The following is a 12,190-nucleotide window of genomic DNA, read 5'->3' on the forward strand; positions in this document are numbered from 1 at the left end:
TTCTCCCATCAAGACCCTGAACCGGCTATGGCTTCCCTTCGTCAGCATCACCGCCGCCTTTATGCCCTTGAGTTTACTCTCCAGGTCTATTCCTACGAGTCCTCTTAAACTTTTGTCAGTCAATCAGCATGGAAGGAAATCCTTTTGGTATCCCGCACTAACATCGAAGCCAGATCAAAACGGCAAACATCTACGTGCATTTCTGAAACCCAATGGGGAATCGAGAATTAGGCCCCGACAATAAGGTGATTAACTTTGATACTGTTGCCGAACCACCGAACCATCAAACCACTGTAATTGCTGTAGGAACTCTTGTCTTCATCAAAAACATAGTACATTTTGTTGTCAATGTCCCAGAAGGAAAGGGTGAGTCCGTTTTCGTTCCCTTCCGCTGTATTGTTGAAAATCACATTTAAAATGACATCAATATCAGATGGCCACCTCTAGTTAATGTTGATTAAGTTACAACACAACTTCTGTGCCAAAGCCTCCGGGGAATCCCTGTTGATAGCCGAACTGGGTATCATTCATAATCCAAGCAACGTTCCAACCTTGGCTGGGATAATTGGCGAGGATATCGGTTTTTCCGTCACCATTAATGTCGGCGGTACCAGTGATTTTCCAGTCCTTGCCCCAACTGGGCAAAATTTCGGTGGAAATTAATCCCCCCTGGCCATTCATGAGATGTACTGCGTTCCAACCTTGAGAAGGATAGTTGACCAAAATATCCATATTGCCATCGTTGTTCATATCTCCTGCGGCCACGGCTTGCCAGCCTCCCCAAAAAGAAGCTGAAGTATAGCTCCCATAGGTTGTGCCATACATATTCCAAACAGCGTTCCAGCCAGTGGAGGGGTTGGTAACTAGAATGTCAGTATTGCCATCGCTGTTGAAATCGCCGGTATCAACGACTTGCCACTCAGTCCCCCAGGAGGGTAGTCCTGCAACCCACGATACTTGACCTTGATTCATTATCCAGAGGGCATTGTAACCAGTGCTAGGTTGGGTAACAATAACATCGCTCTGACCATCAAAGTTAAAATCTCCAAGGGCGGTGGGTTTCCAGCCAGCCCAACTAGTTATGCTAAAGGTATTTTCTAAGGTTCCCTCCTTAACAAACCAACCGTTATTTATATTACTAAAAGTGTTGTGGGCAATGGCAAAAAGGGTCGGTGGGAAAATGTCGTCATTGGTAATCGTGCCGGTTACGCCGTTAGTTGTTCCAATGGTGTACCCCGTACCACTAGCCAGGGTCAGAATAACTGTCTGGTCGGGTTCAACCGTAGTATCTGCAGTGGGGTTAATGGTGAGGCTAACCGTGCTTGAACCAGCAGCAAAGGTTATTGTCTTGTTACTTCCGGGAGTTGCACCGCTGTAGTCGGCGCTATCCGCCGTCCCTGTAATGCCATAGTTCACCGTCAGGGCATTGGTTGTTGGCCCGCTGCGGGTGAAGGTATAGATCAAGTTGGTAACTCCATCTTCCGTCACACTGCCGGGGGATACGGCAATAGTAACAGATGGGGATGTTGATAGCAGTATATTTAAATTGATGTTGCCAGTAAAATTATCATAGCCATCCACTGCTATTTGATAGGTAGTTCCAGATATAGCACTAAAGCTGACTCGACTTTGAACAACATCGCCGCCAATATCATCGTTTAGTCCATTAGGCACTAGAGCCAAAGCATTAAGTGCGTTTCCTGTGTACACAGAAAGAACTGTATCAAAATTACTGCCAATAGTATCAATGGTCACATTTCCTGATACTGGAGCCGTCCAACTCCACCAAGCTGAGTTCAGGGCACCGAACTGGTTTGGTTCTCCGGTTTCTCCCGTAAATCCTACGTTGGTGCCACTTGTTGAGACAACTGTACCAGAGACGGAAATGCGATTGGCGAAGTTATCATTGTTGGAATCATCATTGGTAATCGTGCCGATTACGCCGTTAGTTGTTCCAACGGTGTAGCCCGTACCACTAGCCAGGGTCAGAATAACTGTCTGGTCGGGTTCAACCGTAGTATCTGCAGTGGGGTTAATGGTGAGACTCACCGTGCTTGAACCAGCAGCAAAGGTTATTGTCTTGTTACTTCCAGGGGTTGCACCGCTGTAGTCGGCGCTATCCGCTGTCCCTGTAATGCCATAGTTCACTGTTAGGGCATTGGTTGTTGGCCCGCTGCGGGTGAAGGTATAGACCAAGTTGGTAACTCCATCTTCCGTCACACTGCTGGGATTTACCGCTAGGGTGATGCTTGGAGGGTCTTCATCTTGTCCCAAAATGTAGGTAAAGTAGCTACCATTCAAATTCAAGTTGGTTTTTCCTCTGATGATACCAATTAGTTCATCAGGTTCATTTCCAGGTTTATTTAACAGTAGTTGTGTGTCTTGTCCAAGAACATTTAGAATGTAATCACTACTCCTCCCTTTTAATTGGATGGTATCGCCTTCATTAGATTCAAAATCGATAATGTCAGCATAATCATTGCTGCCAGGGCTAGAGATACCATCATCGTATCCGAGCCAATTGGCATCACCTAAGATGAAACGATCTGCCCCTAAATCTCCAGCAAAAAGGTCAATTTCACCTTTTCCTGGTGAAGAATTCGTTGAGTTTACCGCAATCAGAATATCATTACCCAGATCTCCGAATAAGGTGTCATTACCTGCGTTACCGATTAATGTGTTATTTGCTTCATTGCCAGAAATAAAGTTGTTTAAATTGTTTCCTATCCCGATAATTGCACCATCCGTAAGAATCAAATCTTCCAGATTTGCCCCCAAGGTAAAGTTCACTGAGGACTCAACTGTATCTATTTCGGTGGCTAGGGTAGAGGTTTCTATTACAACATCCCCTAGAGAGTCCACCAAATAAGTATCATTACCGCTCCCTCCGGTCATAGTGTCATTACCCAAGCCACCTATGAGTAAGTCATCCCCAGCTCCTCCATCCAGAATATTGTTGAGGTTATTGCCGATGATTGTGTTGTTGAGAGCATTTCCTGTTCCTCGAACAGCCACACTCCCGTTGAGTAACAGATTTTCCACATTAGCGGGTAGCGTATAGTCAACTATAGATTCAACATCATCAATTTCTGTACTCAAAGTAGAGGTTTCTCTTACAACATCCCCTAGAGAGTCCACCAGATAAGTATCATTCCCTGTTCCTCCGGACATGGAGTCATTGCCCAGGCCACCCACGAGGATATCGTTTCCTGCTCCTCCATTGAGGGTATCGTTGCCAGTCCCTCCCAGCAATAAATTGTCCGCATCACTACCGGTTAAGTTATCGTTAAAGTCTGACCCTTCAATATTTTCGATACCAATTAAGCGATCGCCTTGGGCATGGCCTCCGCTGGCTATTTGGGTCGTCAGATTCGCAGTAACTGCGGCATTAGAAGCACTGTAATCGACCGTATCAATGCCATCATCACCGTTGAGGGTGTCAGCTCCTAGTCCACCGATGAGGGTATCGTCCCCAACACCACCACTTAAGCTATCTCGGCCATCACCGCCCTGTAATTGATCATTCCCTTCACCACCCATTAGTTCTGCGGCAGATTTCACCCCAGGCTGTAGTTCGATGATGTCATTACCTTTGCCACCACCAGCGGAGATTTTTTTTATGCCTGAAAATTCTTGGCTGAACTCAGTAATTGCTCCTGGAAAAGCTGGTTTAAGAACTGCTATAACCTCTCCATCAATCCCATCACCTAAATGAACAATTCGTACCACTTCATCGATATTGGGCGTTAAGCGGAGAGTATAATCCGTACTTGCTGCATCAACCTGTAGAACTCGGATAAAATAAATGCCGGGATCTACAGCAAAGTCAACGCGTTCAGATTGGGTTTCGCTTTGGGTTGAGCTTTGCAGGACTTCACCACTAACGCTGAGGAGTTGTAGGTCAACATTACTGCTGAGGTCTTCCAACAGAACCGTGAGCAGGCCAAAGTCAAGCATTTCTAGGCGATAGTAGTCGCTACTGCCTGCCTGTCCAATGGAGTTGGTATAGCGTTTGGTTTCAAGAAGCTGGCCAATATTAAAGGCAGTATTAAGACTATTCCCAGGGTTATTCAGGGTTAGGTTAACGCTGGCGTCAAAGAACGCATAGTTTGTGCCATCAAAGCCATTCCAACCAAAGCTGGTACTTTCGCTAAAACCAGCATTGGGGGTAAATGTTAAATTATTGAGGCTGGCGACAGGAATTTCTTGGTCGAAGTCAACATTAGTGTTACCTAGTTTGAGGATGCCATTGGTAGGCAAAGAGGTGATTTTGATCTTGGTGAGGGCATCACCGTCAGCATCACTAAATTTTTGAATAAAGTCATTCTGGGTAAAAGTAACAACCGAAGCCGGACCGTATTTATTGACGTCAGCTAGGGTGGGGCGGTCGGCAACGGGGGTGATGGTGAGGTTAACCTTCGCGGGGGTGGGCACAAAGGCTGTACCGTTGAAGCCTGTCCAACTAAAGCTAGCATTACCGTTAAAGTTTTCGTTGGGAATGAAGACCAGTTTGTCCAGGTCTGCTAGGGCGATCTCTTCATTGAGGTCGATATTAAAGATAATCTCGGGGGTAATAAGTTGCAAACTTCCAGCACTGGCATTGGGAAGTTCTGTAATCTTGATTTTGGTCAGGTTTTGGCTGAAGGCGGTACTGAAGTCAGTAGCCGTAAAAGTAATAACACTGTCTTCTGTTGTAGATTTTTCAAAATCTGTATTAGTGAAAGCAATGATGCTGTTTTGGATTGTGGATTTTTCAAAATCTGCATTGACGGGAATCGTGGCAATTTCTTCTGTTGAAAGGGCAAAGGTGGTGGCATTGTTGAGTGAAAGGGGCGAATTGAAAAACACTTCTTCGTATCCAATACTTAATCCAATTTCACCAGTCAGATTATCAAATCCATCCACTGCTATTTGATAGGTAGTATTAGATGAAACTTCTAAAAAGACCTCACTCACAGTTATGCCAGGACTCTCATCATCATTGAAATCCTCTAAAGTCAAGGTATTAAGTGTATTGCCTGTATAAATAGAAAGAAATGTATCAAAATTACTACCAAAGGTGGATATGAGCACAACCCCTGATACTGGAGCCGTCCAACTCCACCAAGCCGAGTTAATGGCACCAGATTGGTTTGGTTCTCCAGTTTCTCCCGTAAATCCTACATTAGTGCCAGTTACGAATAGATTTTGACCTGATACTTTGGTGCGATTGGCGAAGTTATCATTGTTCTTGAAATCATCATTTTGAATTGTGCCCGTTACACTGGCTTGGGTGCCAATCGTATATCCCGAACTAGAGTTAATTGTTACCGTTACAGTCTCATTATCTTCATTATTAAAATCAGCAATTGGGTCTACGATAATTGTCGTTGTATCTGAACCAACGGCAAAATTAGCAATGTTTGCGGCGGAACCAATGATGCGGTAATCTTCTCCACTTGTAAAGGGTAATGATGCACTTCCACTAAGTGCGTAGTTAACAGTTAAAGCACTATTGAGATTGCCAGTCCGAGTTAGGGTAAAAATCAACGAGTTTGGCCCATCTTCCGTCACACTGCTAGGGGATACAGCAATAGTAACAGATGTGGATTTTGATGGCAGTATATTTAAATTGATGTTACCAGTAGTACTATCATAGCCATCTACTGCTATTTGATAAGTGGTTCCAGATGTGGCACCAAAGCTGACTCGACTTTGAACAACACCGCCGCCGATATCATCGTTTTGTCCATTAGGCACTAGAGCCAAAGCATTAAGTGCGTTTCCTGTGTACACAGAAAGAACTGTATCAAAATTACTGCCAATAGTATCAATGGTCACATTTCCTGATACTGGAGCCGTCCAACTCCACCAAGCTGAGTTCAGGGAACCGGACTGGTTTGGTTCTCCGGTTTCTCCCGTAAATCCTACGTTAGTGCCACTTGTTGAGACAACTGTACCAGAGACGGAAATGCGATTGGCGAAGTTATCATTGTTGGAATCATCATTGGTAATCGTGCCGATTACGCCGTTAGTTGTTCCAACGGTGTAGCCCGTACCACTAGCCAGGGTCAGAATAACTGTCTGGTCGGGTTCAACCGTAGTATCTGCAGTGGGGTTAATGGTGAGACTCACCGTGCTTGAACCAGCAGCAAAAGTTATTGTCTTGTTACTTCCGGGAGTTGCACCGCTGTAGTCGGCGCTATCCGCCGTCCCTGTAATGCCATAGTTCACCGTCAGGGCATTGGTTGTTGGCCCGCTGCGGGTGAAGGTATAAACCAAGTTAGAAATTCCATCTTCCGTCACACTGCTAGGGTTCACCGCTAGGGTAATGGCGGGAAGAGGGTCATCATCGTTGGTAATCGTGCCGGTTACGCCGTTAGTTGTTCCAACGGAGTACCCCGTACCACTAGCCAAGGTCAGAATAACTGTCTGGTCGGGTTCAACCGTAGTATCTGCAGTGGGGTTAATGGTGAGACTAACAGTACTAAAACCAGCAGCAAAGGTTATTGTCTTGTTACTTCCAGGAGTTGCACCGCTGTAGTCGGCGCTATCCGCCGTCCCTGTAATGCCATAGTTCACCGTCAGGGCATTGGTTGTTGGCCCGCTGCGAGTGAAGGTATAGACCAAGTTGGTAACTCCATCTTCCGTCACACTGCTAGGGTTCACCGCTAGGGTAATGGCGGGAATGACAGGATAAGTAAGATTTACCCAGGCCCAGTTGCTAGCATAATCTGTGCCATCAAAACCATTCCAGGCAAAACTGGTATTGCCACCAAATCCTGAATTTGGAACAAAACTCAAACTACTCAGGCTTGAGGTAGGAATTTCTTGGTTGAGGCTAACGTTAACATTGCCCAGTTTTAGAACACCACCGTTGGGCAAGGAAACGATTTTGATTTTGCTGAGACTATTACCATCCGCATCGGTAAACTTACTGGTAAAGTCTGGAGCAGAAAAAGCAACTGAACTATTAGTATTACCAGACTTATTAATATTGCTAATAACTGGCAAATCATTAACAGCCGTAATTGCTATGGCCACTGTGGCGGCGGCATTGGCATAGTTAGTTCCATCAAAACCGTTCCAACTAAAACTGGTATTGCCGTTGAAGTTAGCATTGGGAACAAAGGTCAATGAGCCTAGGTTGGCAACGGCAATTTCTTGATTGATCGTAACAGCATTATTGCCTAATTTTAAGGAACCATTGGCTGACAGAGAAATGATTTTGATCTTAGTGAGACTATCCCCATTAGCGTCACTAAAAGCATTGATAAAGTTATCAGCAACAAAAACAAAAACACGATCTTCTATGCCGTATTTATTGACAGTGATTAAGACCGGCAAAGCATTAGGGGGAGTTATAATATCCCTTGTGACACGATCTCCTATATTTACAGTTAAGGTATCTTCTGCTCCTCCTATACTGCCGTATAGATAATCATACCCAGTCGTACCATTATTACGCCCTCCTCCGTTGCTACCATTACTAAATGAAGCTTGCCAAAGAATTAATTCCGGACTATTGAGATCCAAACCAACCGAAACAGAGTCAAGTAATTCTGATCCCGCAATAACTGTTTCAGTAACAGTACCAACAACCTTTTTGACCGTTCTTGTGACTGTTTTAAAGGCTTGTTTAAAGAAGCGACCAACCCTACCTCCAATTGGAATTCTATCAACTATCTCCTCAATCACTTCAAGAGGTTTAGTAACAACATTGACGATTTGGAGCGCACCACCAACAAATTCTGGAGAAAAGCCAGCTTTTTTTACGGCACCTTCCAAGTATTTTTTGAGGAGTAAATCACTAGCATCCTGAGTTGTTCGAAGAGCTTCGAGAATCCTAAGAACTGTGGATAATTTTATATTAACCGTTGCATTTAATTGAGCAAAGATTTTACCGTCTATAACAAAAAATGGAAACCACAACTCCTTTAAGAAGACTTTGTTTGGGTCATCTCCATTAATTAAATCAAAATCAGCCTGGGCACTGATTTTGCCACCGAGTTTAATTAAACTAGAACCGACGCCAGGAGGTGCAATAGAAACACCAGCAGAAATATTTCCGCCAATGATTACTTCTGGTTTTTCTACTCCACCAACTTTATCGACTAAGTAAAAACCAGAGGAAATTATATCCCCAAGATTATTAGAGCCGCTGGTAAGACCCTGAATATCAAAACCAAAGTCTGGGGAACCAGCAAAGGCTTGCATCTCAATTCCTGCACCAATGGTAAAACCGAGGGGGCCAAAAATTGGAATATTAACTAAATCATCAAAGTTAAGCTTAAAGTCAAAGGTTGGTAAATCATAGGTAAAGAGATCAACATCTTCTTGGCCAGTAAGATATTTGAATACTATTTTAGGATCATCAATTAGTGGAAAAGCAAATCCTTCCCCAAATCCTGAGAGTTTATTTTTGACATTGGAAATAGAGTTTGAATCAACTGTTCCTGAAAAAATTGGTTGACTGATGCCATTTGCTCCAACATTAGCTAAAGCACTTGCTTCAGCATTATCAAGGGTAAAAGAAAAGTTGCCAAAACCTAATTTACCACTCCCTAATTCTTTGGATTTTTCTAGCGTTGTAGTAAATTCGGTTACAATCTTAATCAAAGGAATACTCTTGATTAGTTCGGAAACTTCAACATCTTTCCCTGTTATCCGTTCATAAATTGAACCACCAACAATGAGTAAATCTAAGATTGTTATTCTTTTGTCTTCTTTGAAAATTGGAAATATATCATCGTTTAAACCACCACCTCTTGTACCCAGAAATTTATTGACAATTTCTTTGAAATCATCTGAATTTAGCCCTAAAGCAGGAAAATCACCGGTAATAAAATCTATATTTTTAGTCAAAGCATCTAGAACTTCTGCTACAGGCTTGATAACCTCATAAACCTTAGACAAAAGCCCAAAAATTAGCGAATTTTCGCCAAAAACAGAACTTAGATCTAGCTGGACATTGTTAAAATTAACAGTGGGTGATATCTCAGGGTTGTTGGCATCAACAAAGTCGTTAGTATCAAAATCATACTTAGTATTAAATGCCAGTTCAGTGGTCAATTTAGGCAAATAAGTTAAGGATTCACTACCCAACTTGAGATTAGGATTTAAGCTCAAAAACCCCGTCAACAGAGGATTAAGTCTAGTAATTGTACTTAATTGCGAAAAGTTGAGTAAATCATCAGCATCATCTGGCTCATCAAGCAAATTAAGACTAAAACCGAGGGACGAACGAAAGGTTTTTTCTGTCGGGCTTCTGTCAGAAGCTGTTAAAGATAAAAATCCTAGTTCTCCTACTAGGTCTTGAGTATTTTGTAGGGTTACATTTGCACTTAACTCATTCTCACGAACCGTATCGACAAAAAAGACATTTGTTCTTAGATCAATGCCAAAATCTAGAACCAGCGATAAATCTAGATCCAAACCGACTGCACCGGTGAAGGATAAGTCCAGATTGGAAATTCCTAGGTCAGTACTCAGATTAAAATTATTTGTATTTTTAGAATTAAATGCCAGTTGATAACGTAATTGATCTGCCGTAGACTGAGTGACTGTAGCCTTTGCTCCCATTAACCCCCGATCCAACAGTTTTTGAGTGATGCGTTTCGCAATTTCCTCAGGGGTTAACGTGGTATCGAAACCAAATAACTGATCAATATCAGTACTCAAAGTTTGTAGGAGTGAGAATCCTGAATTTTGCTTTAAATTTTCTAGAAGCGCACTGGACAACTGCCCAAACAAGCCATTGCTGCCCAGCTTTTGTGAAAAACTACTATTAAGATTAAATAATAAGCTAGTCAAACCCTGTCTAATTCCCTGTATATTGCCCGAGTTTAGTACTAGATCAGCTGAGTCAGAAAACGCAAGCGTCTTAAACTCCCCAGCCCCCTGCATCGTGGAGAGTGGAGTTATAAAATCCCCCAAGTTTCTACCCTGCTCCGGCGCATTCCCTGCCTGGACTAAATTTGCGACAAAATAGCCAATCTCAGACAGAATTAGGTCGTTTAGCTGGGCTGAGGATGCCGTTAAAAAAAAATCTTCTGACAAGTCAATTGTATTTTTGCTTGGATTGTAAGACGCTACCGCCGACCCCAACCCTTCAGTTTGCAATATATCGACTTGTGGCAATCCACTAAAATCGCCATTGGCCCACTGCAGGCGCAAGGTCTCGGCAGAGGCAAAATCATAGTTTGTGCTGTAGACGGAGTCAAAGCTTTGCCAGAAAGAGTCAAGCCTCGCAAAATCCATCAACTGCTGATAAATTGCCGACAAATCTAAATTCACCATATTCATGTGGGGTGAGGGAGTAAGAGGAAACGAAACAAATGAGTCCTAGGCATTCTTCTGGGGCAAGACCCCAGTCTCAGATCAGCACAAAGTGGAAATACTCGGAAATACTCGGAAATACTCGGAAATACTCGGAAATACTCGGAAATATTTCACAAAGCTACATCAAGATCACTCAATCGCTCAAAAAAGTCACAAATCTTAATGTTTTCTTTGTATTTATTCTATTCAGTAGTGTTGTTGGGCGTCTTATGGGTTATCTGGCGATCTATAGCGATTTTCAGATATATAAGTTATGTGTAAAGCCTTTTAAATCAAGCCTTGCAAAGGTTTGGACTGACCTCACTTCCGCTAAAAATGCTATAAATTTTGTGTAAAGAGGAAGATTTAGATCACTCCCAGAATTTAGCACCATCGGCTTTGACCGCCCCAAGCTAAAGACCCAGTGGTTGTTTGTCTCCCTCCCGGTTAATCCCTAGGGCCAGATAGACCGCTCGTTTGCTGATTCAACCTGAGACCTTGATGTTCACGTACAAGGCATCCAGGTAAACGATGGGGTAGATTTCTGCCAATGGATAGACTTGCCAAGCCTTGACTTCCTCCATTACTGTGCCGGTTACTTCGCTAATCAAGCTCGCTGACACCTTGGCTCCATAGAGTTCCTCTAGTTGAGCACTGATATACCGAGTCCCCATACCCCTGGCATAGAGGGCATGAATTTTTTCGTCCAATCCCATGATGCGACGTTCATGTTTGGGCACTAACACCGGCTCAAAGTTCCCCTCCCCCGGTCTCGAGGGATTGACAATTCCATTTTCCCTTGCCCGCACTGCACTGTTTTCCTTGAGTAGCCGTTGCGGCTGTTGCCCTTTCCTTCCTCTGCCTGCTTGTTTAAGTTATGGTTTAGTATCCCGGCCAATGCACCTTCTATCAAACGTTTGGTCAGTTGTTTTAGTAGTCCTGACTCTCCCAGTATTTCTTCTGGGGTTTGATGCTCTTCCAGCAACTCTTCTAGTAGGCTATCGACACGATTTGGTTCTTGTTTTTTGCGTACCATCAGGGGTTTCCTCCTTTTGATTGGATTTTACTCCCCTTACACAAAATTCTGTTCAGTCCCTATGGTGGTTGATAAAATATAAAATAGCGGATTCATGATTGAAAAAGTTTTTAGAAAATGAAAGGCGCTTCCTGACTAATCTTGAGCATCTTTTTTTGTCCTATCACCCAAATGAAAGCCTAAAATTTCCTTCGTATTTCTGTTTAATGATAACCAAAGATAAACAGGGTTGTCTTTTGAGCAAACAAATGACCATAACTCATCACATTCGAGAATCAAACTATTAATGCAAGAAGCTAGACTACTTGTTTCAAAAGAGATTGAGCGATAAAACTTATTAACATAATTCTGCAACCAATTAATTGATATTCCCAGCATTTATGACAGACATTATCTTAGAGAGATTCGCTCTAGAAGACCTCGTTTAATGTATTCAATTTCTTACTCGCTTATATAATGTTTGCTAGGGTTTTCCACAAACTGCCTGCCGCATCCTTCGCACAAATACCTTTGTTCTTGTTGCGAATGCTGTCGTTCTTTAAAATATGCAATGAACCGCACGATGGACAGGGGAGACGTTTATCTTTGTCATTATTACTCATGGCTCAATCAGTCAATTCAGTGGTGCAAGTTGATATAATTTCTACGATAGCTAAATTTTAGAGGATAACGGTAAAAGTAGCTCAGATAAACCCCCTTCGCAATGATTGCTATTCATTTTATATTTTAACTTACATTCCGCTATTAAAAGCGGGGACTGATATAATTGGGATGTATTAATAATGAAGAGGGTGTATGGAGCCTGCAATGAAAGTAGAGAATCTAGATCATCTAGGGATAGTGGCTGGATTGATA

General features: G+C 42.9%; 2 protein-coding genes and 1 pseudogene. All 3 read right to left on the reverse strand.

Features of this window, described 5'->3' with window-relative positions; all coding sequences use genetic code 11:
• Positions 1-462 precede the first annotated feature (462 nt).
• Complete coding sequence (locus IQ217_RS17770; RefSeq protein WP_194021154.1) at positions 463-10,278, reverse strand: beta strand repeat-containing protein; 9,816 nt, start codon at positions 10,276-10,278, stop codon at positions 463-465.
• Positions 10,279-10,715: 437 nt separating this feature from the next.
• Positions 10,716-11,335: pseudogene (locus IQ217_RS17775) on the reverse strand (IS256 family transposase); the annotation flags it as partial.
• A 135-nt stretch (positions 11,336-11,470) separates the two neighbouring features.
• On the reverse strand, positions 11,471-11,713 hold the full coding sequence (locus IQ217_RS19560) for an IS1 family transposase (protein WP_194021156.1): 243 nt from the start codon (positions 11,711-11,713) through the stop codon (positions 11,471-11,473).
• Positions 11,714-12,190 lie beyond the last annotated feature (477 nt).

Source organism: Synechocystis salina LEGE 00031, from assembly GCF_015207985.1.
Lineage (GTDB): Bacteria > Cyanobacteriota > Cyanobacteriia > Cyanobacteriales > Microcystaceae > Synechocystis > Synechocystis salina.